This is a genomic window from Pseudomonas sp. TE12234, assembly GCF_054061835.1.
On record NZ_JBSSEP010000001.1, the window covers coordinates 453,358 to 476,540 of the forward strand.

General features: G+C 59.8%; 22 protein-coding genes. 16 read left to right on the forward strand and 6 right to left on the reverse strand.

Features of this window, described 5'->3' with window-relative positions; translation table 11 throughout:
* Nucleotides 1–8: 8 nt before the first annotated feature.
* The 8 genes from ACVWYU_RS02135 to ACVWYU_RS02170 all read left to right on the forward strand — a co-directional run bounded on the left by ACVWYU_RS02135 (nt 9) and on the right by ACVWYU_RS02170 (nt 8,835).
* Nucleotides 9–317, forward strand: coding sequence for a glutamine amidotransferase (locus tag ACVWYU_RS02135; protein ID WP_390957633.1), 309 nt, complete (start codon nt 9–11; stop codon nt 315–317).
* A 93-nt stretch (nt 318–410) separates the two neighbouring features.
* Nucleotides 411–1,769, forward strand: a complete 1,359-nt coding sequence (locus tag ACVWYU_RS02140; RefSeq protein WP_247254406.1) for a glutamine synthetase family protein — start codon at nt 411–413, stop codon at nt 1,767–1,769.
* A gap of 59 nt (nt 1,770–1,828) precedes the next feature.
* A complete protein-coding gene (locus ACVWYU_RS02145; RefSeq protein ID WP_090326331.1) occupies nt 1,829–3,193 on the forward strand; it encodes an aspartate aminotransferase family protein in 1,365 nt (454 codons plus the stop codon).
* 168 nt (nt 3,194–3,361) lie between these two features.
* Nucleotides 3,362–4,474 carry a polyamine ABC transporter substrate-binding protein gene (locus ACVWYU_RS02150; protein ID WP_457371801.1) on the forward strand — a complete coding sequence of 371 codons (1,113 nt, stop codon included), beginning with the start codon at nt 3,362–3,364 and terminating at the stop codon, nt 4,472–4,474.
* Nucleotides 4,475–4,717: 243 nt separating this feature from the next.
* Nucleotides 4,718–5,815: a polyamine ABC transporter substrate-binding protein gene (locus ACVWYU_RS02155; protein WP_457371802.1), complete on the forward strand. Its 1,098-nt coding sequence runs from the start codon at nt 4,718–4,720 to the stop codon at nt 5,813–5,815.
* A 73-nt stretch (nt 5,816–5,888) separates the two neighbouring features.
* On the forward strand, nt 5,889–7,031 hold the full coding sequence (locus ACVWYU_RS02160) for an ABC transporter ATP-binding protein (protein WP_090326325.1): 1,143 nt from the start codon (nt 5,889–5,891) through the stop codon (nt 7,029–7,031).
* A gap of 35 nt (nt 7,032–7,066) precedes the next feature.
* Complete coding sequence (locus tag ACVWYU_RS02165; RefSeq protein ID WP_174552510.1) at nt 7,067–7,948, forward strand: ABC transporter permease subunit; 882 nt, start codon at nt 7,067–7,069, stop codon at nt 7,946–7,948.
* A complete protein-coding gene (locus tag ACVWYU_RS02170; protein WP_090326320.1) occupies nt 7,945–8,835 on the forward strand; it encodes an ABC transporter permease subunit in 891 nt (296 codons plus the stop codon). Before ACVWYU_RS02165 ends, ACVWYU_RS02170 begins: the two co-directional genes overlap by 4 nt.
* Before the next feature lie 143 nt (nt 8,836–8,978).
* On the opposite strand, the gene ACVWYU_RS02175 is transcribed toward ACVWYU_RS02170, so the two are convergent.
* Nucleotides 8,979–9,620, reverse strand: coding sequence for an HD domain-containing protein (locus ACVWYU_RS02175; RefSeq protein ID WP_247254408.1), 642 nt, complete (start codon nt 9,618–9,620; stop codon nt 8,979–8,981).
* 305 nt (nt 9,621–9,925) lie between these two features.
* Here ACVWYU_RS02175 and ACVWYU_RS02180 point away from each other — a divergent pair, with 305 nt between their 5' ends.
* Nucleotides 9,926–10,891, forward strand: coding sequence for a GlxA family transcriptional regulator (locus tag ACVWYU_RS02180; protein WP_457371803.1), 966 nt, complete (start codon nt 9,926–9,928; stop codon nt 10,889–10,891).
* Between the two features lie 127 nt (nt 10,892–11,018).
* Here the strand turns inward: ACVWYU_RS02180 and ACVWYU_RS02185 are convergent, their stop codons facing one another.
* Both ACVWYU_RS02185 and ACVWYU_RS02190 read right to left on the reverse strand, forming a co-directional pair.
* On the reverse strand, nt 11,019–13,430 hold the full coding sequence (locus ACVWYU_RS02185) for a penicillin acylase family protein (RefSeq protein ID WP_457371804.1): 2,412 nt from the start codon (nt 13,428–13,430) through the stop codon (nt 11,019–11,021).
* 99 nt (nt 13,431–13,529) lie between these two features.
* Entirely contained in the window at nt 13,530–14,111 is a 582-nt protein-coding gene (locus ACVWYU_RS02190) for a DUF6436 domain-containing protein (RefSeq protein WP_457371805.1), read from the reverse strand.
* A 97-nt stretch (nt 14,112–14,208) separates the two neighbouring features.
* Here ACVWYU_RS02190 and bipL point away from each other — a divergent pair, with 97 nt between their 5' ends.
* Complete coding sequence (gene bipL, locus ACVWYU_RS02195) at nt 14,209–15,156, forward strand: phospholipase BipL (protein WP_457371806.1); 948 nt, start codon at nt 14,209–14,211, stop codon at nt 15,154–15,156.
* Nucleotides 15,157–15,175: 19 nt separating this feature from the next.
* Here the strand turns inward: bipL and ACVWYU_RS02200 are convergent, their stop codons facing one another.
* A complete protein-coding gene (locus ACVWYU_RS02200; RefSeq protein WP_090326304.1) occupies nt 15,176–15,928 on the reverse strand; it encodes a DUF2059 domain-containing protein in 753 nt (250 codons plus the stop codon).
* Nucleotides 15,929–16,036: 108 nt separating this feature from the next.
* Here ACVWYU_RS02200 and ACVWYU_RS02205 point away from each other — a divergent pair, with 108 nt between their 5' ends.
* Together ACVWYU_RS02205 and ACVWYU_RS02210 are read left to right on the forward strand one after the other, a co-directional pair.
* Nucleotides 16,037–16,669 carry a 2OG-Fe(II) oxygenase gene (locus ACVWYU_RS02205; protein ID WP_247254414.1) on the forward strand — a complete coding sequence of 211 codons (633 nt, stop codon included), beginning with the start codon at nt 16,037–16,039 and terminating at the stop codon, nt 16,667–16,669.
* Nucleotides 16,670–16,671: 2 nt separating this feature from the next.
* Nucleotides 16,672–17,157, forward strand: coding sequence for a DUF523 domain-containing protein (locus ACVWYU_RS02210; RefSeq protein WP_457371912.1), 486 nt, complete (start codon nt 16,672–16,674; stop codon nt 17,155–17,157).
* Between the two features lie 127 nt (nt 17,158–17,284).
* On the opposite strand, the gene ACVWYU_RS02215 is transcribed toward ACVWYU_RS02210, so the two are convergent.
* On the reverse strand, nt 17,285–17,869 hold the full coding sequence (locus ACVWYU_RS02215) for a transporter substrate-binding domain-containing protein (RefSeq protein WP_090326300.1): 585 nt from the start codon (nt 17,867–17,869) through the stop codon (nt 17,285–17,287).
* Between the two features lie 134 nt (nt 17,870–18,003).
* On the opposite strand from ACVWYU_RS02215, the gene ACVWYU_RS02220 reads away from it, so the two are divergent.
* Entirely contained in the window at nt 18,004–18,429 is a 426-nt protein-coding gene (locus tag ACVWYU_RS02220) for a DUF4399 domain-containing protein (protein ID WP_390957614.1), read from the forward strand.
* Nucleotides 18,430–18,491: 62 nt separating this feature from the next.
* On the opposite strand, the gene serA is transcribed toward ACVWYU_RS02220, so the two are convergent.
* The gene (gene serA, locus ACVWYU_RS02225; RefSeq protein WP_077048552.1) at nt 18,492–19,721 is read right to left on the reverse strand and encodes a phosphoglycerate dehydrogenase; all 1,230 of its coding nucleotides are present in this window, start codon (nt 19,719–19,721) and stop codon (nt 18,492–18,494) included.
* A gap of 204 nt (nt 19,722–19,925) precedes the next feature.
* On the opposite strand from serA, the gene ACVWYU_RS02230 reads away from it, so the two are divergent.
* The 3 genes from ACVWYU_RS02230 (at nt 19,926) to ACVWYU_RS02240 (ending at nt 23,132) form a co-directional block, all read left to right on the forward strand.
* Nucleotides 19,926–21,320 (forward strand): FAD-binding oxidoreductase, encoded by a 1,395-nt coding sequence (locus ACVWYU_RS02230; RefSeq protein WP_090326295.1) that lies wholly within the window; start codon nt 19,926–19,928, stop codon nt 21,318–21,320.
* 23 nt (nt 21,321–21,343) lie between these two features.
* Nucleotides 21,344–22,009, forward strand: a complete 666-nt coding sequence (locus tag ACVWYU_RS02235; protein WP_090326292.1) for a fumarylacetoacetate hydrolase family protein — start codon at nt 21,344–21,346, stop codon at nt 22,007–22,009.
* A gap of 196 nt (nt 22,010–22,205) precedes the next feature.
* Nucleotides 22,206–23,132, forward strand: coding sequence for an SdiA-regulated domain-containing protein (locus ACVWYU_RS02240; protein ID WP_457371807.1), 927 nt, complete (start codon nt 22,206–22,208; stop codon nt 23,130–23,132).
* Nucleotides 23,133–23,183 lie beyond the last annotated feature (51 nt).

Sequence of the window (23,183 nt, forward strand, 5' to 3'; positions counted from 1 at the left end):
GGTGCTTCATGTCTCGCCTGCCGTTAATCGGCGTCACCGACTGCTCTAGGCAGATCGGTCTGCATGCTTATCACATCAGTGGCGACATTGACGTCAGCGTCGCAGCCTTCACGGCTCCGGGACTGCCGGTGATTCTTCCGTCCCTGGCGAGTCGACCATTGGCGTCCGATATTCTGGACAGCCCTGATGTCACCCCCATTACGGTTACTCCATTCAATATAGAACCGATTCACAATAGCGGCGCCTCCATTGCCTTGGGCACCGCTTGCGATTCTGCACGCCCGGCATTTGCCGCGTGGTGCGAAAAAACACGATAGCCTTTCGTACACTGGAATTTCAACGCGACGCCGATGCGTCAAACATCGCCTGGCTCATGCAAGAGTCGGGAAACTCAAAGCCTAGAGGCATTTATGAGTAACAACCTCGACCAGCTCACCGATTGGTTGAAAGACCACAAGATCACAGAAGTCGAATGCATGATCGCCGACTTGACCGGGATCACCCGGGGCAAGATTTCGCCGACCAACAAATTCATCGCGGAAAAAGGCATGCGCCTGCCAGAGAGCGTGCTGCTGCAGACCGTGACCGGCGATTACGTCGAAGACGACATCTATTACGAGCTGCTTGATCCGGCCGACATCGACATGGTCTGCCGTCCCGACCAGAACGCGGTGTACCTGGTGCCTTGGGCCATCGAGCCCACCGCCATCGTCATTCACGACACCTACGACAAGCAAGGCAACCCGATCGAGCTGTCGCCGCGCAACGTGCTGAAGAAAGTCCTGAAACTCTATTCCGACAAGGGCTGGCAGCCCATCGTCGCGCCGGAAATGGAGTTCTACCTGACCAAGCGCAGCGATGACCCGGATTACCCGCTGCAGCCGCCGATCGGTCGTTCCGGACGCCCTGAAACCGGTCGCCAATCGTTTTCCATTGAAGCGGCCAACGAATTCGATCCGCTGTTCGAAGACGTCTATGACTGGTGCGAACTGCAGGACCTGGACCTCGACACGCTGATCCACGAGGACGGCACGGCGCAGATGGAAATCAACTTCCGTCACGGTGATGCCCTGTCCCTGGCCGACCAGATCCTGGTGTTCAAGCGCACCATGCGCGAAGCGGCGCTCAAGCATGACGTGGCCGCCACCTTCATGGCCAAGCCCATGACCGGCGAGCCGGGCAGTGCCATGCACTTGCACCAGAGCATCATCGACATCGAAACCGGCAAGAACATCTTCTCCAATGAAGACGGGACCATGAGCCAGTTGTTCCTGCACCACATCGGTGGCTTGCAGAAACTGATTCCCGAGCTGTTGCCGCTGTTCGCGCCCAACGTGAACTCGTTCCGCCGCTTCCTGCCGGACACTTCGGCACCGGTGAACGTTGAATGGGGCGAAGAGAACCGCACCGTGGGCCTGCGGGTTCCGGATGCCGGGCCGCATAACCGTCGGGTGGAAAACCGCTTGCCGGGCGCCGATGCCAACCCGTACCTGGCGATCGCCGCGAGCCTGCTCTGCGGTTACATCGGCATGGTCGAAGGCCTGAACCCGAGTGCTCCGGTGGTGGGCCGTGGCTATGAGCGCCGCAACCTGCGCCTGCCACTGACCATCGAGGACGCGCTGGAACGCATGGAAAACAGCGCGACCATCGCGAAATACCTGGGCAAAAATTTCATCACTGGCTACGTCGCGGTCAAGCGGGCCGAGCATGAAAACTTCAAGCGCGTGATCAGTTCGTGGGAACGGGAATTCCTGCTTTTTGCCGTCTGACGCGCCGGGCGTCGTTGTGATCAAACGGCGCCTCCACCTGATTTTTTTAGGAGATTGGTATGACCAGCAACAACCCGCAAACCCGTGAATGGCAAGCCCTGAGCAGTGACCACCACCTGGCCCCGTTCAGCGACTTCAAGCAGTTGAAAGAGAAAGGCCCGCGGATCATCACCAACGCCAAAGGCGTTTACCTGTGGGACAGCGAAGGCAACAAGATCCTCGACGGCATGGCCGGCCTGTGGTGCGTGGCCATCGGTTACGGTCGCGATGAACTGGCCGATGCCGCCAGCAAGCAAATGCGCGAACTGCCGTACTACAACCTGTTCTTCCAGACCGCTCACCCGCCGGTGCTGGAACTGGCCAAAGCCATCGCCGATATCGCGCCTGAAGGCATGAACCACGTGTTCTTCACCGGTTCCGGCTCTGAAGGCAACGACACCATGCTGCGTATGGTTCGCCACTATTGGGCGATCAAGGGCCAGCCGAACAAGAAAGTCATCATCAGCCGCAAGAACGGCTATCACGGTTCCACCGTGGCCGGCGCGAGCCTGGGTGGCATGACCTACATGCACGAACAAGGCGACTTGCCGATCCCGGGCATCGTCCACATCGCCCAGCCGTACTGGTTCGCCGAAGGCGGCGACATGACGCCGGAAGAGTTCGGTGTCTGGGCGGCCAACCAGCTCGAAGAGAAAATTCTGGAAATCGGCGTCGACAACGTGGGCGCCTTTATTGCCGAACCGATCCAGGGCGCCGGCGGCGTGATCATTCCGCCAGACACCTACTGGCCGCGCATCAAGGAAATCCTCGCCAAGTACGACATCCTGTTCGTGGCAGACGAAGTGATCTGTGGTTTCGGCCGCACCGGCGAGTGGTTCGGTTCCGATTTCTACGGCCTCAAGCCCGACATGATGACCATCGCCAAAGGCCTGACCTCCGGCTACATCCCCATGGGTGGCCTGATCGTGCGCGACGAAGTGGTGGCAGTGCTCAATGAAGGCGGCGATTTCAACCACGGTTTCACGTACTCCGGGCACCCGGTGGCGGCTGCGGTGGCGCTGGAAAACATCCGCATCCTGCGCGACGAAAAAATTATCGAGCGCGTACACAACGAAACGGCACCGTATTTGCAGAAACGCTTGCGGGAACTGAATGATCACCCATTGGTGGGCGAAGTTCGTGGTGTGGGTCTGTTGGGGGCTATCGAGCTGGTGCAGGACAAGGCCACTCGCAAGCGCTACGAAGGCAAGGGCGTTGGCATGATCTGCCGGCAGTTCTGCTTCGACAACGGCCTGATCATGCGCGCCGTGGGCGATACCATGATCATCGCTCCGCCGCTGGTGATCACACTGGCGGAAATCGATGAGCTAGTGACCAAGGCACGCAAGTGCCTGGACCTGACCCTGAGTGCATTGCAGGGCTAAGTGCTAGGCTCTGAGCGCAAGTATGAAACTTTCGCTCAGAGCAGCCATAAAGGGTGGCCTTTTGTTGAAAGACCGCCTCGGAACTTGCCAGACTAGCCGCGGTTCCAGTTGCCCGGGTTCGGCCGCTGAACTTAGTGGTTCAAAAAAGAAAAATTTGGAGCATCACGCATGAAGGCATTAGGCAAAAAGTTTGCTGGCAAGACTCTTCTCGCCATGTCCCTGATGGGCATTATGGCGGGCGCGGTTCAGGCCGATGACAAAGTTCTGCACGTGTACAACTGGTCCGACTACATTGCTCCGGACACTATCGCGAACTTCGAAAAAGAGTCCGGCATCAAAGTCGTGTATGACGTTTTCGACAGTAACGAAACCCTGGAAGCGAAGTTGCTGGCAGGCAAGTCCGGCTACGACATCGTTGTACCGTCGAACAACTTCCTGGCCAAGCAGATCAAGGCCGGTGTTTACCAGAAGCTGGACAAGTCCAAGCTGCCTAACTGGAAAAACCTGAACCCGGACCTGCTCAAGGCCGTAGCGGTGAGCGACCCAGGCAACGAACACGCCTTCCCGTACATGTGGGGTTCGATCGGTATCGGCTTCAACGCCGAGAAGGTCAAGGCTGCACTGGGTGCCGACGCACCGACCAACTCCTGGGATCTGATCTTCAAGCCTGAAAACGCCGCCAAGCTGAAGTCGTGCGGTATCAGCCTGCTGGATTCGCCGACCGAGATGATTCCGGTGGCGCTGCATTACCTGGGCCTGCCAACCGACAGCCAGAAGAAAGATGACATCGACAAGGCTCAGGCGCTGCTGCTCAAGGTTCGTCCTTCGATCGCCTACTTCCACTCTTCCAAGTACATCTCCGACCTGGCCAACGGCAACATCTGCGTAGCCGTGGGTTATTCGGGTGACGTGTACCAGGCCAAGTCCCGCGCGGCTGAAGCCGGTGACAAGGTGAAAGTCAGCTACAACATTCCGAAAGAAGGTGCGGGCAGCTTCTACGACATGGTCGCCATCCCTAAAGATGCCGAAAACGTCGAAGGCGCCTACAAATTCATGACCTACCTGCAGAAGCCGGAAGTCATGGCTGCAATCACCAACGCCGTGCGCTTCCCGAACGGTAACGCGGCTGCCACGCCACTGGTTGATAAAGACATCACCAGCGATCCAGGCATCTACCCGCCAGCGGATGTGCAGGCCAAGCTGTACGCGATTGCCGACTTGCCGGCCGCGACCCAGCGGATCCTGACTCGCAGCTGGACCACGATCAAATCCGGTAAGTAATGGGTAAAACCTTGTAGGAGTGAGCTTGCTCGCGATGAGTCTGATAGCGCCGCGAGGTGTCAGGCACCCAGCGTCATCCTTGACGGCCATTGCGAGCGGGCTCGCTCCTACAGGTAACTGCATAAAAGTTTTGCTGGAACGGTTTTTCGAGGGTAAGTTGCGCGCCGGTTTTGTTGCCAGGCAGCCATGGCTGTCATGTAACGCGGGGCAACTTGGGCCCAACTAATTTTAGAGGACCTCCACTTGCCTATTTTTTCTTTTTTGCGCAATGCCTTGCTGGCTGCTGCCGGGTTGACGCTTGCCGTCAATGCCCAGGCCGCCGGTACTGTGCATGTTTATAATTGGTCGGATTACATCGGGCAGACCACCCTGGCGGACTTTCAGAAAGAGACCGGCATTAAACCGGTTTATGACGTTTTCGACTCCAACGAAACCCTGGAAGGCAAGTTGCTGGCCGGGCGCACCGGGTACGACGTGGTCGTGCCGTCCAACCACTTCCTTGGCAAGCAGATCAAGGCCGGCGCTTTCCAGAAGCTCGACAAGAAACTGCTGACGAACTACGGCAACCTTGATCCGGCGCTGCTCAAGCGCCTGGAGCAGAACGATCCGGGCAACCAGTACGCCGTACCGTACCTCTGGGGCACCAACGGCATCGGCTACAACGTCGACAAGATCAAGGCCGTGCTGGGCGTCGATTCGATCGATTCCTGGGCGGTGTTGTTCGAGCCGGAAAACATCAAGAAGCTGCAGAGCTGCGGTGTAGCGTTCCTCGACTCCGCTGACGAAATGATGCCCACCGTTCTCAACTACATGGGCCTGAACGCCAACAGCACCAACCCCGAAGATTACAAAAAGGCTGAAGCCAAGTTGCTGGCAGTGCGGCCTTACGTGACCTACTTCCATTCGTCGAAATACATCACCGACCTGGCCAACGGCGATATCTGCATCGCGGTCGGCTTCTCCGGCGACATGTTCCAGGCACGCAACCGTGCCGAAGAAGCCAAGAAAGGCGTGAAGATCGCCTACACCATTCCCAAAGAAGGCGGCGCACTATGGTTCGACATGCTGGCGATTCCGAAAGATTCGGCCAACGTCAAAGAGGCCCACGCGTTCATCAACTATTTGCTGAAACCTGAGGTTATCGCCCAGGTCAGTGATTACGTCGGCTACGCCAACCCTAACCCGGGGTCGGACAAACTGATGGAACAGTCCATTCGCACCGACGAAGCGGTTTATCCACCGCAAGCCGTGCTCGACAAGACTTACGTGTCTATCGAGTTACCACCAAACATTCAACGTTTGATGACCCGCAGCTGGACCAAGGTCAAGTCGGGTAAATAGCTTCAAGGCTCAAACTATCCAAGGTTGGCTCACCTTGAGCGAACTGCACTCTTTTTTTCTGGGAGTTTCGTAAATGGCAGTTGCCTCCGGCGCCTATAAGAAAGCCCTCGAGGGCGACCAGTCACCTAAACAGGTGCTGGTCAAAATCGACCGGGTCACGAAGAAGTTCGACGAGACGATTGCCGTGGACGATGTGTCCCTGGAAATCAAGAAAGGCGAGATTTTCGCCCTGCTCGGCGGTTCGGGATCGGGCAAATCCACCTTGCTGCGTATGCTCGCGGGTTTCGAGCGTCCAACCGAAGGACGGATCTTCCTCGATGGCGTAGACATCACCGACATGCCGCCCTACGAGCGGCCGATCAACATGATGTTCCAGTCCTACGCGTTGTTCCCGCACATGACCGTGGCGCAGAACATCGCCTTCGGCCTCAAGCAGGACAAGCTGCCGGCCGCTGAAATCGATGCACGCGTGGCCGACATGCTCAAGCTGGTGCAGATGAGCCAATACGCCAAGCGCAAACCCCATCAATTGTCCGGTGGTCAGCGTCAGCGTGTGGCCCTGGCCCGTTCCCTGGCCAAGCGGCCGAAGCTGCTGCTGCTCGACGAACCGATGGGCGCACTGGACAAGAAGCTGCGTTCGCAAATGCAGCTGGAGCTGGTGGAGATCATCGAACGCGTCGGCGTAACCTGCGTCATGGTGACCCACGACCAGGAAGAGGCCATGACCATGGCCGAGCGCATCGCGATCATGCACCTGGGCTGGATTGCCCAGATCGGCAGCCCGATCGACATCTACGAAACCCCGACCAGCCGCCTGGTCTGCGAATTCATCGGCAACGTCAACATCTTCGACGGTGAAGTGATCGACGATGCCGAAGGCCACGCGACCATCACCTGCAAGGACCTGGACCGCCAGATCTATGTCGGCCACGGCATCAGCACCTCGGTGCAGGACAAGTCCGTGACCTACGCGATTCGTCCGGAAAAGCTGCTCGTGACTCCGACCATGCCGACCTGCGAATACAACTGGTCCAGCGGCAAGGTGCACGACATCGCTTACCTGGGCGGTCACTCGGTGTTCTACGTCGAACTGCCGAGCGGCAAGATCGTCCAGTCCTTCGTCGCCAACGCCGAACGCCGTGGCCAGCGGCCGACCTGGGGTGATCAGGTGTACGTGTACTGGGAAGACGACAGCGGCGTGGTACTTCGCTCATGAACATGCGCAAACTCAAACGCCGCTTCAGTCGAATAATTCCCGGTGGCCGCCAGTTGGTCATCGGGGTTCCCTTCATCTGGCTGTTCCTGTTCTTCATGCTGCCGTTCTTCATCGTCCTGAAGATCAGCTTCGCCGAAGCCGACGTGGCCATTCCGCCGTACACCGAGATCTACAGCTACGCCGAGCAGAAATTGCAGCTGCTGCTGAACCTGGGCAACTACGCGACGCTGGCTGGCGACGAGCTGTACATCGCCGCCTACCTCGGCTCGCTGAAGATGGCGTTTTTCAGCACCATCCTCTGTCTGCTGATCGGCTATCCGATGGCCTACGCCATCGCCAGCGCCCGTAAAGAGCTGCAAACGGTGCTGGTGCTGCTGATCATGATGCCGACCTGGACCGCGATCCTGATCCGCGTGTATGCGTGGATGGGCATCCTCAGCAACAACGGTCTGCTCAACGGTTTCCTGATGAGCATGGGCTGGATCAACGAACCGCTGCAGATCCTCAACACCAACCTGGCGGTCTACATCGGCGTGGTTTATTCCTACCTGCCGTTCATGATCCTGCCGCTCTACGCCAACCTGGTGAAGCACGATCAAAGCTTGCTGGAAGCCGCGTCGGACCTGGGTTCGAGCAACTTCAACAGCTTCTGGAAGATCACGATTCCGCTGTCGAAAAACGGCATCATCGCCGGCTGCATGCTGGTGTTCATCCCGGTGGTGGGCGAGTTCGTGATCCCGGAACTGCTCGGTGGTCCGGAAACCCTGATGATCGGTAAAGTGCTCTGGCAAGAGTTCTTCAACAACCGAGACTGGCCGGTGGCTTCTTCCCTGGCGGTAGTGATGCTGGCGATCCTGATTGTGCCGATCATTCTCTTCAACCGCAGTCAGGCCAAGGAAATGGAGGGTAAAGAATGAAGCGCTTCCGTTTCTCCAGCTTGATGCTGGTGTTGGGTCTGCTGTTCATTTATGCGCCGATGCTGATCCTGGTGATCTACTCGTTCAACGCCTCGAAACTGGTGACGGTGTGGGGCGGCTGGTCGATCAAGTGGTACGTCGGCCTGCTCGACAACACGCAACTGATGGGCTCGGTGGTGCGCTCGCTGGAAATTGCCTGCTACACGGCGGTGGCGGCGGTGGCACTGGGTACGCTGGCAGCGTTCGTCCTGACCCGTATCACTCACTTCAAGGGCCGTACGCTGTTCGGCGGCCTGGTGACCGCGCCGCTGGTCATGCCCGAGGTGATCACCGGTCTGTCGCTGTTGCTGCTGTTCGTGGCCATGGCGCAGATGATCGGCTGGCCACAGGAACGCGGCATCGTCACCATCTGGATCGCTCACACCACGTTCTGTGCGGCGTATGTGGCGGTAGTGGTCTCGGCGCGTTTGCGTGAGCTGGACCTGTCCATCGAAGAAGCGGCCATGGACCTCGGTGCTCGGCCATGGAAGGTGTTCTTCCTGATCACCATTCCGATGATCGCGCCATCCCTGGGCGCGGGCGGCATGATGTCCTTCGCCCTGTCCCTGGATGACCTGGTGTTGGCGAGCTTCGTGTCGGGTCCGGGGTCCACGACCCTGCCGATGGAAGTGTTCTCGGCGGTGCGCCTGGGCGTGAAGCCGGAGATCAACGCCGTGGCCAGTCTGATTCTGCTGGCGGTATCGCTGATGACGTTCCTGGTGTGGTTCTTCAGCCGCCGCGCCGAAGAAAGCCGCAAGCGGGCGATTCAGCAGGCCATCGAAGAAGGCGCTGCCGATTCGTGGAAGCAACCGGACGTGCGTCGAGCGCAGGCACCGGAAGCGGCTTGAGCTTGATGTCGGGTTGGCCACAATTTCGTGGCCGACCCTGATCCACTGTAGGAGCGAGCCTGCTCGCGATGGACTCCCAGTCGACCTCTTCGTTGACTGACTCTCCTTCGCGAGCGGACTCGCTCCCACAGGTTGTTTGGAGGTCAGGCAACCCAAGGGGATTTGCGGATGACCTCGACAAAGTTCATCGGTTTGAACCCCGGCTCCTGATCCACCAGCACATCCGTCTTCACGTTGCCAAACGTGGTCTGCGGGCGATGGCGCAAGCCGTCGGCAAAGGCGCAGATGATGCATTCCTTGAATCCTTCACCCCGTGGATGCGCATGCACCACTGCTTCGCGCTGCGCGGTGGGAAACGCTGCGTAGTCCATCCCCAGTACGTCCATCTCGACACCGGCCGTCACCAGCGCAACGGTAGGCCGCAAATGTTGGGGCACGCCAGGGGTGGTGTGCAGGGCGATCGATAACCAGACCTGCTCGATGTCGTCATCGCTGAACCCGTAGGGCCTGAGGAACGCGGCCGCCGCATTGGCGCCATCGACTTCGAAGCGTTCGCTGTCACTGCGATAGCCTTCCACCAGGCCGAGGTCATGGAACATCGCGCCGACGTACAACAGCTCAGGGTTATAGGCCAGTTGCTTGCGTTCACCGCTCAGCGCACCAAACAGGAATACCCGGCGCGAGTGGTGGTAGAGCAGGTCTGATTCGATGTCGCGGATGTATTCGGTGGTGGCTCTGGCCAAGGCGCTGTCAGGGATTTTGATACCGGCGATGGTGGTGCTCATGGGAGTTCCCTCGTGATGAACGCCGTGGCGGCGCTGAGGGGTTCAGTCTGTTCGTCCACCCCAAACCGGACAATCGATCCATGGCTGCGATCCCGGCCAATGAGCGAACATATCGCGCCAACCTCGCTTGTCGGGCCTGGATTGGCTAGGGTTGCACACAGCCCCTGTAGGAGCGAGCCTGCTCGCGATGCACGCAAGAGCGCTGCGTTCATCCAGGCAGCCCGCGTCATCGTTGACGTCTATCGCGAGCAGGCTCGCTCCTACAGGAGACGGTGTGATCCGATTCATAAAAGGCTATTCACGTCATGAGTAAAACCGTTGCCATCGTGGTGTTCGCAGGTGTGCAGTCGCTGGACGTCACTGGCCCCATGGATGTGTTTTCCGAAGCCAATCGATTCCTCGCCCCCAAGGATCATTATCAGATTGAAGTGATAGGCGTGGAGCGCGGCGCGATGGCGTGTTCCAACGGCCTGTCGCTCAACGCCCATCGACATTTCAGCGAAGCATTGCAGGGCTACGACTTGCTGCTGGTGGCGGGTGGGCCGCAGTTGCCATTCATGAATTTCGGCGCGGCATTCGATGCCTGGCTGCGCGATGCCTGCGCGCGGGCGCAACGCTTTGGCTCGATCTGCAACGGCGCATTCATGCTCGCCCGGGCGGGTTTGCTGCAGGGGCGTACGGTGACCACCCATTGGAGCGATGCGCCAGCGTTGGCGGCGCTTTGCCCGACCACTCGGGTCGAAGCCGATCGCCTGTACGTCCAGGACGCCGAGCTTTACACCTCGGCGGGGGTCACGGCGGGGATCGACTTGTCGTTGTACCTGCTGGGTCGCGACCAGGGGCCGGAAGTGGCGTTGAGCGTGGCCAAGCGGCTGGTGGTGTTCACCCAGCGCTCGGGCGGCCAGTCACAGTTCAGCCCGTTCCTCGCTCCCCACGCCGAACCGACCTCGGCGGTGGCAATGGTCCAGCACTACGTGTTGGCCAACCTCAACGGCGACCTGACCATCGCCGACCTGGCCAATGCCGCCAACATGAGTGCGCGCAATTTTTCCAGAGTGTTTGCCAGGGAAGCGAAGATCACCCCGGCCGAGTTCGTCGAGCGGGCCAGGGTAGACGCGGCACGGGTGCTGCTGGAAAGCACCCGGTCGCCGCTCAAGACGGTGGCCTATCAATGCGGCTTCCGCGATGCCCAGCACATGCGCAGTGTGTTCAATCGCAGGCTGGGAGTGACGCCGCAACAGTTCAGGCTGAACTTTGCGGCGATGGTTTAAGCCAGGATTTGCGTTGTTCTCGCTGGCCTTATCGCTAGCAGGCTAGCTCCCACAATGGATCTGCGTGCGCCGGATCAATGTGGGAGCGAGCCTGCTCGCGATGAGGCCAGTCCAGGCAACACAAATCTTACTGAGCACCTCGCGCCGGCAACAGCTTCAACGTACTGCGCGTATTGGCCGTGACCTCTTCATCATTGAGATATGCCTGGTAGTACAGGCCTTCGATGTACGACTCGGCCTGATCGTCGTAGTGGCTGTCGAACGGCACGCCGCTCTGGCCGACCGGGTTGACGGTCAGGCTGTGGGCCGGGTCGGCGAAGTCGATCAGGCGCCGGGTCGACGGGCCATACGTCACCGGCCAGGGCGCCGGGCCGATCTTGGCTGACAGGTTGTTCGGCACTTCATGGCTGCCGGGCGCGGCGAAGGGGCCGACGTTGAAAATCAGGTCCAGCGGTTTTTGCTGCCCCAGCGGATGGCCGTGGGTCAGCGTATGGGCCTTGCCCCACTGCCATTGCGCGAAATCCGGACCGAGGGTGGTCTTGAGGTGGGCGATACAGGCCTGCCACGCAACCTTGACGGTATCGGCCCGGGTTTCCTTGCCAAGGGTGTTGCGATTGTCCCACCACGGCGAGTCGGGGCTGGCGGCCAGGCGCGGCAGCGCGGCGTCGATCACGCGGGTCGAGAGCAGTGTTTCGAAGAAATCGTTGCCCAATTCATCGTGCATCGTCGCGTCAGCCAGATTGAACAGAAACTGGTTGAACACCGTGGCGCTGGTGGATTCCAGCGGGTAGTCGCCCTTCCATTGAGCCAGTTGTTCCACCAGTTTCAGTTCGGCGGGATCGCTCACCACTGCACGCAACACCGGCAGTAATGGCGCTAACACGCGCGGGCCGTAGGCAGTGGTGGTACCCAGTTGCAGCTTCTGGCTGGATTCCAGATCCCACTTGACGCCCTTGGCGCTGAGTTGTTGATTGAGCTGCTGACCACGGTCGGCCAGGTTGTAATAACCGGGGATCTCCATGCCCGTCGGTGACACCGGCTGGAAGTTGGCCGAGACGATGTACCCCCGCGCCGGGTTTTCTTCCTGCGGGTTGGCGCTGAAGGGATAGAAACCGTCCTTGTCGGCCTCGGGCGTGCTGCCGTCGAGGATAAAGCCGGGGCGCACACCCGCAGGGCGCTTGGGTAGTTGTGCTGCGGCCCACCAGCCGATGTCGCCCTTGGCGTTGGCCCAGACGATGTTCAGGCCGGGGGCCTGGACCTTGGCGGCAGCACTGCGTGCCTTGGCCAGGGTGTCGGCACGGTTGAGCTGATAGAAGCCCTCGAGGATCGGGTTCTGGCTTTCGAGAAAACCCCACCACATGGCGATTGGCGTCTTGCCCACGCCGCTGCCCAGTGCATCGTTGACGATCGGGCCGTGGGGCGACTGGCGCAACACCAGTTTGACCGGAGCCTGACCCTTGACCGCGATTTGCTGTTCGCTGGTCGACATGTCCACCCACTTGCCGTGGTACCAGACCTGGTTGGGGTTGTCCGGGTTGACCTTTTCGGCAATCAGGTCGAGGTCGTCGTTCTGGAACATGGTGATGCTCCAGCCGAAATCACGGTTCATGCCCAGCGAAGCGAACGGCATCAAGGCCTGATAGTGGCCGTAGAGTTCGAACCCCGGCGCAGAGAGATGCGCTTCGTACCACACCGCGGGCGCGGAAAAGCGGATATGCGGGTCGCCGGCCAGCAGCGGCTTGCCGCTTTGGGTCCGGCTGCCGGCGACGACCCAGGCGTTGCTGCCTTCGAATTGCGGCAGGCCATTGTCGGCCAGCGCCTGTTCACTGAGGCGGGCGAGGGCGTTGAGGTCTTTCCAGTCGCTGCCGGCGAGTGCGGGTGCCGCGCCACTGTGACGCTTCGCCAATACGCCCTTGGGCTGCCAGTCGAGATCGAAGATGTTCAGGTAGTCGGCGCCCAGCTGATCGCGCACGTAGGTCAGCAGGGGCTCGGTGCGAAACGCCGCAGCAAAACTGTAGGCCATGTAACCGGCGATGCTGATGGTGTCCTGGGCCGTGAACGGGCGCTTGGGAATGCCCAGTACATCGAACTCCACGGGTTTGGCGTGAGTGTCCTGATACTGGTTGATGCCATCCAGATAAGCCTGCATGGCGATGAAGGCGGGCGATTGTTTATCCAGGTTCGCCAGGTAGGTTTCGGCGCGCTCGCGAATGCGCAGGCTGCGCATCAGCTTGTCGGTGTCGAGCAGTTTCGGCCCGAGCACTTCGGCCAGCTCGCCACGGGCCAGGCGACGCAGGATTTCCATCTGGAACAAGCGGTCCTGGGCATGGACGTAGCCGAGGGCGCGGTAAAGATCGGTTTCGTTTTCGGCGCGGATGTGCGGCACGCCACGCTCGTCGTAGCGCACGGTGACCGAACCTTGCAGGTGTTGCAGTTCCACCATGCCCTGGCGTGACGGCTGCTTGCTGTAGGCGTACCAGCCGCCCGCCGCGGTGAGCGCGATGATCAGCAAACCGAGAGCGGTCAGGCTACGTTTCATGGTGTCTCCTTATTGTTATGTGTGACAGCGATTCCCTGGCGCCACTGTTTAACACGGCAGGCCGGTTTGGCCCATCGCCCGTAGGAGGGATTCGTGTGGCTACTTCGCCGTGGTAACGGGCCAGGGGCAGTAACACCCCACCGCCAGGGTGTGCGTGGCACTCACCTCACGACCTTCGTTCAGCGCTTTGAGGATCGGTTCGATAAAGCTGTTGCTCGAATTGCAGGTCAGGCCTTCGCTGTAGGGACCGAAGTACGCCAGTTTGCCGCTGCGATCCCAGATCGCCACGGCCGGGCTGGCCGGGATCTGCTCGGAGCCGGGCAAGACGTCGAGGCTTTTCAGGCTGCTCAGGGTGCTGGGTAGCTGGCCATGACTGCCGGGCTTTTGCACCGCATAAAATTCCACACCTTGCGGCACGTAGCGCTCGACCAGTTCGGCCAGGTGTTGTTGATTGCCGACATTGCACGGACAGGCCGGGTCCCAGAAATGCACCAGGCGGATGGCGCCGGGGCCGGCGAGGTCAGCGGGAAGTCGCAACGGATCGCCGGAGAACACCGCCGTGTGCTCACTGAACGCGCGCAGGTAACGCCCTTGAAACCAGTCGTATGCAGCCCACAGTACTCCGGCACACATGAGCGCCAGCAGGCCGATAAGCAGTGTGGCGCGGTAAGGCGGGCGCATTGAGGGCACTCCTTGAGGGTCGGCTAGCTTGCCATGCTTGCTGCGACAGATGAATATCGCAGGTCAATAAAGTCCGTTTCACGCCCTGGAATCGTTCATGCCTGCCACCTTCGACCCTGATCACCTGCGCGCCAGCCTGCGGACATTGGCCGAGAGGCAGCCGTTGTCGGTAGAGGCGCAGGCTTATCAGCGGTTTTACGGGCTGGATTTTTCTTCACGCAATGTGCGCAGCGGCCTGGGGCGTTTCCAGGTCGACGGCTATGAAGTCGTCAGCCAGTTCTGGTGGCCCGAGCGGGCGAAAGCGACGCTGTTTGTGTTCCATGGTTTTTATGATCACACCGGGCTTTACCGGCATGTGATCGAGTGGGCGCTGGATCAGGGTTTTGCCGTGATTGCCTGCGACTTGCCGGGGCATGGACTGTCCAGTGGCGAGCGGGCGAGCATCAGGGACTTCGCCGAGTACCAGGACACCCTGCAAGGGTTGTTCAGCGAAGCGCAATCCCTGGAGCTGCCGCAACCGTGGCATTTGTGCGGGCAAAGCACCGGCGGCGCCATTGTGATCGATCATGTGCTCAATGCGGGGGCGAGCAGCCCGGCCCAGGGCCAGGTGATTCTGCTGGCACCGCTGGTGCGGCCGCGGGCGTGGGGTTGGTCGAAATTCAGCTATTACCTGCTCAAGCCTTTCGTCAAAGCCATTGCCCGCCGCTTCAGCGAGAACTCCAACGACCCGGAATTTTTGCCCTTCCTGCAGGCCGATCCATTGCAGCCACTGCGTCTGCCGACGGCTTGGGTAGGCGCGCTGGCACGCTGGATCAAACGTGTCGAAGCCGCACCGGCGAGTCCCCGGCGACCCCTGATTGTGCAAGGCCAGGCGGACATGACAGTGGACTGGGAGCATAACCTTGAGGTGTTGCGGGGCAAGTTCGATCGGCCGCAGGTGCTGATGCTGCCCGAGGCGCGGCATCATTTGGCGAATGAAGTGCCGGCGTTGCGAGGGGAATACTTCGGGTTTTTGACCAAGCGGATCAAGGGGCGGAATCAGTGACCATTCTGGCCCCCAAAAATTATTGGGCCAGGTTTGACGTGCTTTGCCCCACCGCCAGCCCCGCCCGAATCGCCGCCAGTGCCGCCTGGTAATAAGCCTTGCCCTCTGCCGACTCGGCAAACGTGGCGAACTCTTCCAGTTCTTCATCCGACAGATCGCGATAGACATACAGCAGTGTGTTGTTCAGGTCGCTGCCGATCTGCTCCATCAAGCGCTGGCGCTGACTGTTCAACATGCCTTGTGCCTGACCGGCGCCGAGCAGGCCGGGGATCATCGCGCTCAGGCTGTCGGCCGCAACACCGGCAATCGCCAGGCTGACTTCCGCGCCGGCCTCGCGAGCGGGCAGGGCCTGGGCCAGGTGACCGATGATCAACAGGCGGCTATCGCTGGCCTGCATCCTCGGCAAGCCCTTGGCGTTTTTCGCCAGTTGGTCGCGGCGGGTCGCCAGCAATTCGGCGGTGACGATCTTCTTGCCCAGTGGCGATTGGAAGAAGGCCAGCGCCGGTTTCGGATCGGCGAGGTTCTTGCGCAGTTGCGATTCGGCGCGCTGATCCACGGCTTTGGGGTCAAAGCGTTGATTGCTGTTGTTGACCAGTGCCTGGAACACTGCAGGTGGCAGACTGCTTTGGTAGCGTTGTTGGGCGGCTGAAAGAGCGTCGTTGAAATGCGCGCGTTGTTCTGGCCAACCGGCGACCTTGTACAACTGGTCGTGGCCGTCTGCCCAAGCGGGCAAAACGCAGAACATCAGCAGGGAGAAAAGCAAACGGCGCATAGGGACTCCTGTCAGCAGGCGACTATTCTCCGTGTGGCATACGGACTTGTCGAGAATTCGTATCAACCCGCTGCGTGGCTCTGTCGGATTTTCAGGCGCAGGAATACTATGCGCGCCATGCCAATACCTTCTGATCACCCATTGCTGTTACGAATCGTCGATGACCTGGCCGCCAATGGCTGGTCGCAGCAAAATATTTTCCTGCCCCTGGATCTGACCCGGGCACTGGCGGCCGAGTGCCGTAAACGTGCCGCCGAAGGTGAGCTGGCTCCCGCTGCGGTGGGGCGCGGGTCGTCCTCGGAGATTCGCGAGGGTATTCGCGGCGATCATATCCAGTGGATCGAGCCCGGCCAGGCCGAGCCTTGCGACAGTTACCTGGAGTTGATGGACAGCCTGCGCGAGGCCATGAACCGCGATCTGTTCCTGGGGCTGGAAGATTTCGAAAGCCATTTCGCGATGTACCCGCCGGGGGCGTTCTACCTCAAACATGTCGACCGGTTTCGCGATGACGACCGGCGCATGGTCTCGGCCGTGGTCTACCTCAATGAGGGTTGGCTGCCCGAGCACGGCGGCCAATTGCGCATGTACCTGGAGGAAGGCGCGGCATACGATGTGACACCGATCGGTGGCTGCCTGGTGGTGTTCCTGTCGGGTGAGGTCCCCCATGAAGTTTTGCCTGCGACCCGCGAACGCCTGTCGTTGACCGGCTGGTTCCGGCGTCGCGGCAACGAGCCGTTCTGATGATGCAGAAAATTCTGGTAAGCCGCTGCCTGCTGGGGCATCGCGTACGTTACGACGGCGGGGCCAGCGGTCCGTTCGATCAGCTACAGATCTGGCTCGATGAAGGTCGTGTCGTGCCGTTGTGCCCGGAAGTCGCCGGTGGATTGCCGACACCACGTGCGGCGGCGGAAATCCCGGGCGGGCAGGGCGGTGAAGTGCTGGATGGTCAGGCGTCGGTGCTGACGACCGAGGGCGAGGACGTCAGCGCGCAGTTTCTGAGTGGGGCCTGCCAGGCACTGGAGCTGGTGCGGCAGCATGGCATCCGCATCGCCGTACTCAAGGCCAACAGCCCGTCTTGTGGCAATCTGCTGACCTATGACGGGACGTTCAGTGGGGTGAAGGTCCGTGGCGAAGGCGTGACGGCTGCACTGCTCAAGCGCCACGGCGTGCAAGTCTTCAGCGAGCTGGAGCTGGCTGAAGCGGCGGCGGCCCTGGAAAACCTGAGCTGACCCCGAACCCTGCAGGCGCTGGCTGGTCGGGTCGCCGCATCGCAGCGATGGTCGTTAACGATAACGCGTGTGAGCTGTGTAAACGCGGCGCACTTGAGTCCTTTGCGAGCAAGCTCGCTCTACAGGGTCATTGCTTTGGCGTTACACCCGCATCTGGCCCAAACCATTTCTCTTCCAGCGCTTTAAGCCGGCCATCGGCCTTGATTCGCTGCAACGCGTTTTCCAGGCTGGCATGAAAGGCCGGATTACCCTTCTGAAACGGAATCGCCAGGTTCACGGGCGAACTGGCTTTGGGCTTCTCTTCTGTCAGCGATTGCACCAGCAGCATTGAGCGCGGCTCGTCTTTCTGCGCAATCAGCTGTGCATCGGTACGACGATAAGGTTCGCTGAAGTCGAAACGTTCCTTGAGCGCCGGGGTCTCTGTTATGTGATTGATGGCGATGTCGTACTTGCCGCTTTCGACGCCGGTCAACAGATCGCTGCCGTCAGTGACGACGAAATCGGCCCGAACTTCCAGTTCGTTGGCGAGCAGTTGGCCCAATTCAACTTCGAAGCCCTCGAGCTTGTCGTCTTTCTTGAAATTGAAAGGGGGAGTATTGGCCTCAAGGGCTATGCGCAGTTCGCCGCGGTCGTTGACGTCATCAATCAGTTCGGCATGAGCCAACGGGCTCAAAAGGGGTAGCAGGCAGATCAGGCCAGGCAGAAAACGCATGGTCACTCCTTTGAAATCATTATCGCGACGCTGTTATCAGGTTCGCTTTGCTATGGTTATCGAGTGCCTTCGACAACGATTGACCATGAAGTTGTGATGGTCACGCGGATTTTACGGAAAAACTGGAGAAGAGAATGAAAACCTTTATGTCACGAGCTGCTTTGGCTGGCCTGCTGATGGGCGTTTCTGTGCTGGCCAGTGCTGCGACTCCGGCGCCTGCGGGTGCTGCAGTGTCCATCGTTTCTCCTAAAGACGGTGCGACGGTTCCACAGACTGTCGTCGTCAAGTTCGCTGTCGAGAACATCGCGCTGGCGCCAGCTGGCGATCCCACCAAGAACACAGGCCACCATCACCTTCTGATCGATGTGGATAAAATGCCGGCGGCGGGTATGCCGATTCCGAACGATGCCCACCACCTGCACTACGGCAAGGCGCAGACCCAGGCTGAAATAACCCTGACACCGGGCAAACACACCCTCCAGCTGGAGCTGGGCGACAGCGGCCACATGCCATTCGATCCGCCGATCGTCTCGAAGAAGATCACCGTAAACGTTAAATAACGTTATTGCGCGCATGAAAAAGGGAGCCCCGAAGGCTCCCTTTTTTGTCGCTCAACTCGCGATCAGAACAACACGCGGCTACGGATGGTGCCGTTGACGTGTTGCAGCTTCTCTTGCGCCAGCTCCGAGTATTCGGCGTCTACGTCGATAACCACGTAGCCGACTTTCTCGTTGGTCTGCAGGAACTGACCGGAAATGTTGATGCCGTTTTCGGCGAAGACCTTGTTGATCTCGCTCATCACACCCGGAATGTTTTCGTGGATGTGCAATAGGCGGTGCTTGCCAGGGTGAGCCGGCAGGGCCACTTCCGGGAAGTTCACGGACGATACCGAGGTACCGTTGTCGCTGTACTTGACCAGCTTCTCGGCCACTTCCAGACCAATGTTGGCCTGCGCCTCGGCGGTGGAACCACCGATGTGCGGGGTCAGGATCACGTTGTCCAGGCCACGCAGCGGGCTTTCGAACTCTTCATCGTTGGAGCGTGGCTCCACCGGGAATACGTCGATGGCAGCGCCGATCAGGTGTTTGTCCTTGATGGCGGCGGCCAGGTGGTCCAGCTCGACCACGGTGCCGCGTGCGGCGTTGATCAGGATGCCGCCCTTCTTGATGGCGCGGATTTCCTTCTCGCCGATCATCCACTGGGTCGCAGCGGTTTCCGGTACGTGCAGGGTCACGATGTCGGACATGCCCAGCAGCTCGTGCAGGTTGCCGACCTGGGTGGCGTTACCCAGTGGCAGCTTGGTCACGGTGTCGTAGAAGTACACCTGCATGCCCAGGCCTTCAGCCAGGACCGACAGTTGGGTACCGATCGAGCCGTAGCCGACGATGCCCAGCTTCTTGCCACGGATTTCGAAGGAGTTGGCCGCGCTCTTGATCCAGCCGCCACGGTGGCAGGAAGCGTTCTTCTCGGGGATGCCGCGCAACAACAGGATCGCTTCGGCCAGCACCAGTTCTGCGACGGAGCGGGTGTTGGAGTACGGGGCGTTGAACACGGCGATACCGCGCTCGCGGGCCGCGTCCAGATCAACCTGGTTGGTGCCGATGCAGAAACATCCAACCGCGACGAGCTTCTTCGCATGATCGAAGATCTCTTCGGTCAGTTGAGTGCGCGAGCGAATGCCGATGAAGTGAGCATCAGCGATCTTTTCCTTGAGTTGGGCTTCCGGCAGAGAACCTGTGAGGTACTCGATGCTGGTGTAGCCCGCCGCCTTGAGGACGTCGACAGCCGATTGGTGGACGCCTTCGAGAAGAAGGAACTTGATCTTGCTCTTATCGAGAGAAGTCTTGCTCATCTGCGTAAACCTGTATCCCGGAGAAAAATGGCAGGAGATAGCCAGCAGACGCTGACCCGGACGGCAGGAAAGCCGTCGCCGCAGAACAGCCGTTGGGCACTATGCTGCGGGGTCGGTATGCTAGCATATGCGCCCCGCTAAACACTCATTCCTGCGACGTGAAGCGTTCTCAGGATGACCATGAATTGTTCGAGAGTTCTGTCGATGACCAATCCTGCCCTGATTGATGAGCTGAAGACCCTGGTTGAGCCCGGCAAGGTGCTGACCGATGACGACTCCCTGAATGCTTACGGTAAGGATTGGACCAAGCATTTCGCCCCGGCACCCACGGCCATCGTGTTCCCGAAGACCACCGAACAGGTCCAGGCCATTGTCCTGTGGGCCAATAAACACAAGGTGGCGCTGGTGCCGTCCGGCGGTCGTACTGGTCTTTCTGCGGCGGCGGTCGCGGCCAACGGCGAAGTCGTCGTGTCGTTCGACTACATGAACCAGATCCTCGACGTGAACCTCACCGACCGCACCGCCGTGTGCCAGCCGGGCGTGGTGACCGAGCATTTGCAGAACGTGGCCGAAGAAAACGGCCTGTACTACCCGGTGGACTTCGCGTCGGCAGGTTCAAGCCAGATTGGCGGCAACATCGGCACCAATGCCGGCGGGATCAAGGTGATTCGCTACGGCATGACCCGTAACTGGGTCGCCGGCATGAAAGTGGTCACCGGCAAGGGCGACGTGCTGGAACTGAACCGTGACCTGATCAAGAACGCGACCGGCTACGACATGCGTCAGCTGTTCATTGGTGCTGAAGGCACCCTCGGTTTCGTGGTCGAGGCGACCATGCGCCTGGATCGCGCACCGAAAAACCTCACTGCCATGGTCCTCGGCACCGCCGATTTCGATTCGATCATGCCGGTGCTGCACGCGTTCCAGAGCAAACTCGACCTGACCGCCTTCGAATTCTTCTCCGATAAAGCCCTGGCCAAAGTCATGGCCCGTGGCGACGTTCCGGCGCCGTTCGAATCCGATTGCCCGTTCTACGCACTGCTCGAATTTGAAGCGACCACCGAAGAAGTGGCCAACCACGCGCTGGAAACCTTCGAGCACTGCGTCGAGCAGGGCTGGGTGCTGGACGGCGTGATGAGCCAGAGCGAAACCCAGCTGCAGAATTTGTGGAAACTGCGCGAATACATCTCCGAAACCATTTCCCACTGGACGCCATACAAGAACGACATTTCGGTCACCGTGTCGAAAGTCCCGGCGTTCCTGAAGGAAATTGATGCGATCGTCGGCGAACACTACCCGGACTTCGAAATCGTCTGGTTCGGTCACATCGGCGATGGCAACCTGCACCTGAACATCCTCAAGCCGGATAACCTGAGCAAGGACGAGTTCTTCGCCAAGTGTGCGACCGTTAACAAATGGGTATTCGAAACCGTCGAGAAGTACAACGGTTCGATTTCCGCCGAGCACGGCGTGGGCATGACCAAGCGTGATTACTTGACCTACAGCCGCTCCCCGGTTGAGATCGAGTACATGAAAGCCGTCAAGGCGGTGTTCGACCCGAACGGCATCATGAACCCGGGCAAGATTTTCGCTGTTTGAATCAACGAATCAGGAGTCGGTCAATGAGCTATCAGCACCAGTATGTCGACGGTACGCGTATTCATTTCCCGCTGGGAAAAGTGGTGTGCATCGGCCGTAACTACGCCGAACACGCCAAGGAACTGGATAATCCGATCCCGACCGAGCCATTGCTGTTCATCAAGCCGGGCAGTTGCGTGGTGTCACCGGAAGGTGGTTTCAGCATTCCGACCGACCGCGGTGCAGTGCATTACGAGGCGGAAATTGCGGTGTTGATCGGCAAGTCACTGTCGACCAAGCCAAGCCGTGAAGAAGTGCTCGACGCGATCTCCGGTTTCGCTCCGGCCCTGGACCTGACCCTGCGTGACAAGCAGGCCGAGCTGAAATCCAAGGGCCTGCCCTGGGAAATCGCCAAGTCCTTCGACGGTGCGGCGGTGATTGCTCCGTTCGTATCCGGCAGCACTTTCGCCGACCTGACCGATATCGGCATTCGCCTGACCATCAACGGTGAAGTTCGCCAGGATGGCAACAGCAGCGCGATGCTCAACCCGATCGTGCCGATGATCCAGCACATGGCCGGCTGCTTCTCGCTGCAGGCCGGTGATGTGATCCTCACTGGCACGCCAGTGGGCGTGGGTCCGTTGAATGTCGGTGATGAGATCGTTCTGGAACTGCCGGGCGCCAGCAGCTTCACCAGCAGCGTTCGCTGATCACACGCAAGACCTCGGTAGGCGCTGGCTTGCCAGCGAAGGCGGTCTTCCAGTCAACCTGTTCATTGACTGTGAGGGCCTCTTCGCCGGCAAGCCAGCCCCGCAGAGGTGTCACTTCGCCCGCCTGGTTTTCGGCGCCTGAGCCGAGCCCAAGCGTGCTTTTACCCACCGATTGATTTTCTGGATGCATTCCCCGATGGCCACCCGACCGCTGACCACGCTGAAAACCGCCCGCCGATCGCGCTTCGCCATGCGTTGGTACTCCTGGCTTTTGCTGGTCATCGTCGCCGCCTACGGCCTTGCATTTGCCATGCATTGGGACAATCGCGGCGTGCTGTGGGTGCGAGAGCAGTTCAAGAGCCCGGCTGAGCGCCAGGCGAGTGTCTGGCTGCCGGACTATCGTGCGGTGATCGACGCCAAGCCCCTGCCGGGCATGGAAAAGGACGAAGCGTCGGACCTGGCCTACGATCCGCTGACCAAAACCCTGTTTTCGGTCATGGGGAAAAACCCGTTTCTGGTCGAGTTGACGTTGCAGGGCGATGTGTTGCGCAAAATGCCGCTGGTGGGCTGGAGCAACCCGGAAGGCGTCACGGTGCTGGGCAACGGCTTGCTGGCCATTGTCGATGAGCGCTCTCACTTGATTACCATCGTCAAGGTCGATGCCGATACCCGCGAGCTGAACATCGCCAATTTCCCGAAATACGACCTCGGCCCGTCTAAAGACCAGAACAAAGCGTTCGAAGGGGTCACCTGGGATTCGAGCAATCAGCAATTGATGCTGGGTGAAGAGCGTCCGCCAGCGTTGTTTGCCTGGAAAGGCGACGGCAAGGTCCTGACTGGTGACAAGGTCAAGCTTGCCAGTCATGCGCTGGACATGCGCAACCTTTCGGCCCTGGCCATTGATCCACGGACCGGGCACATGCTGGTGCTGTCCGCCGATTCCCATCTGCTGCTGGAGCTGGATAAAAAGGGCGAGCAGGTCAGCTTTATTGCCCTGCTGGGTGGTTTCAATGGCCTGAAAAATACCATTCCCCGCGCTGAAGGCGTGGCCATGGATGAGGCCGGTACGCTGTACATGGTGAGTGAGCCTAACCTGTTCTACCGCTTCGAAAAGCACAAGTAATCGCGGCGACGCCGGCAGCTCTTGCGTTGTCCTTCAGGGCTGATGGCCATT

What these genes read in the sequence shown, in the direction of transcription:
- ACVWYU_RS02150 (WP_457371801.1), top strand. Translation starts at nt 3,362, where the DNA reads ATGAAGGCATTAGGCAAAAAGTTTGCTGGCAAGACTCTTCTCGCCATG.
- ACVWYU_RS02240 (WP_457371807.1), top strand. Translation starts at nt 22,206, where the DNA reads ATGGCCACCCGACCGCTGACCACGCTGAAAACCGCCCGCCGATCGCGC.
- ACVWYU_RS02220 (WP_390957614.1), top strand. Translation starts at nt 18,004, where the DNA reads ATGAAAACCTTTATGTCACGAGCTGCTTTGGCTGGCCTGCTGATGGGC.
- ACVWYU_RS02230 (WP_090326295.1), top strand. Translation starts at nt 19,926, where the DNA reads ATGACCAATCCTGCCCTGATTGATGAGCTGAAGACCCTGGTTGAGCCC.
- serA (WP_077048552.1), bottom strand. Translation starts at nt 19,721, where the DNA reads ATGAGCAAGACTTCTCTCGATAAGAGCAAGATCAAGTTCCTTCTTCTC.
- ACVWYU_RS02185 (WP_457371804.1), bottom strand. Translation starts at nt 13,430, where the DNA reads ATGAAACGTAGCCTGACCGCTCTCGGTTTGCTGATCATCGCGCTCACC.
- ACVWYU_RS02215 (WP_090326300.1), bottom strand. Translation starts at nt 17,869, where the DNA reads ATGCGTTTTCTGCCTGGCCTGATCTGCCTGCTACCCCTTTTGAGCCCG.
- ACVWYU_RS02170 (WP_090326320.1), top strand. Translation starts at nt 7,945, where the DNA reads ATGAAGCGCTTCCGTTTCTCCAGCTTGATGCTGGTGTTGGGTCTGCTG.
- ACVWYU_RS02210 (WP_457371912.1), top strand. Translation starts at nt 16,672, where the DNA reads ATGCAGAAAATTCTGGTAAGCCGCTGCCTGCTGGGGCATCGCGTACGT.
- ACVWYU_RS02175 (WP_247254408.1), bottom strand. Translation starts at nt 9,620, where the DNA reads ATGAGCACCACCATCGCCGGTATCAAAATCCCTGACAGCGCCTTGGCC.
- ACVWYU_RS02200 (WP_090326304.1), bottom strand. Translation starts at nt 15,928, where the DNA reads ATGCGCCGTTTGCTTTTCTCCCTGCTGATGTTCTGCGTTTTGCCCGCT.
- ACVWYU_RS02205 (WP_247254414.1), top strand. Translation starts at nt 16,037, where the DNA reads ATGCGCGCCATGCCAATACCTTCTGATCACCCATTGCTGTTACGAATC.
- ACVWYU_RS02190 (WP_457371805.1), bottom strand. Translation starts at nt 14,111, where the DNA reads ATGCGCCCGCCTTACCGCGCCACACTGCTTATCGGCCTGCTGGCGCTC.
- ACVWYU_RS02140 (WP_247254406.1), top strand. Translation starts at nt 411, where the DNA reads ATGAGTAACAACCTCGACCAGCTCACCGATTGGTTGAAAGACCACAAG.
- bipL (WP_457371806.1), top strand. Translation starts at nt 14,209, where the DNA reads ATGCCTGCCACCTTCGACCCTGATCACCTGCGCGCCAGCCTGCGGACA.
- ACVWYU_RS02160 (WP_090326325.1), top strand. Translation starts at nt 5,889, where the DNA reads ATGGCAGTTGCCTCCGGCGCCTATAAGAAAGCCCTCGAGGGCGACCAG.
- ACVWYU_RS02135 (WP_390957633.1), top strand. Translation starts at nt 9, where the DNA reads ATGTCTCGCCTGCCGTTAATCGGCGTCACCGACTGCTCTAGGCAGATC.
- ACVWYU_RS02235 (WP_090326292.1), top strand. Translation starts at nt 21,344, where the DNA reads ATGAGCTATCAGCACCAGTATGTCGACGGTACGCGTATTCATTTCCCG.
- ACVWYU_RS02145 (WP_090326331.1), top strand. Translation starts at nt 1,829, where the DNA reads ATGACCAGCAACAACCCGCAAACCCGTGAATGGCAAGCCCTGAGCAGT.
- ACVWYU_RS02180 (WP_457371803.1), top strand. Translation starts at nt 9,926, where the DNA reads ATGAGTAAAACCGTTGCCATCGTGGTGTTCGCAGGTGTGCAGTCGCTG.